The sequence below is a fragment of the Streptomyces fuscichromogenes genome, from assembly GCF_014645815.1.
Lineage (GTDB): Bacteria > Actinomycetota > Actinomycetes > Streptomycetales > Streptomycetaceae > Streptomyces > Streptomyces fuscichromogenes.
In genome coordinates, this window is record NZ_BMML01000129.1 from 1 (window position 1) to 513 (window position 513).

The following is a 513-nucleotide window of genomic DNA, read 5'->3' on the forward strand; positions in this document are numbered from 1 at the left end:
CCAGCTCGGTGGCGATGATCCACTGGTCCATGACCGACGTCATGCTCCGCCGCCTCACCCGCACCGCGACCCCGACCTGGCGCGATGCATCCCAGGCGAGCGGGAGCGGGCGGTGAGAGAGCTCCTGGACAAGATCGAGGCCCGGCAGCGGCTGGTCCGCGAGACCGCCGAACGTCTGCGCGAGCAGATCGCCGAACTCACCGGGCAACTCGCCGCCGCCGAGCACACCTTGGAACGCCTGGAGACCACCCGCGAGACCGTGCTGGAACTGGCCACCGAGGACGGCACCCCACCGCCCGAGCCACTGCCGCCCGGCTACCACGAGATCCTGGCCCTCTTCGAGCAGAACGGAGACGGGCTGCGCGCCCGGGAGGTCTGTCGCACCCTCGGCACCGGCACCGAGCCACGGCACAGCGAAGGCATGCGCGCCAAGCTGAAACGCCTGGTCAGCCGCGGCATCCTCACCGAAGCCGAGCCCGGACTGTTCACCCTCACCCCGCCGGCACTGACCAC

1 protein-coding gene is annotated in these 513 nt (G+C 71.0%); it reads left to right on the top strand.

The features are described from left to right. Window positions 1-112 precede the first annotated feature (112 nt). Window positions 113-513: hypothetical protein (locus IEZ11_RS50500; protein ID WP_189269868.1), on the top strand; the 401-nt coding region annotated here is incomplete at its 3' end.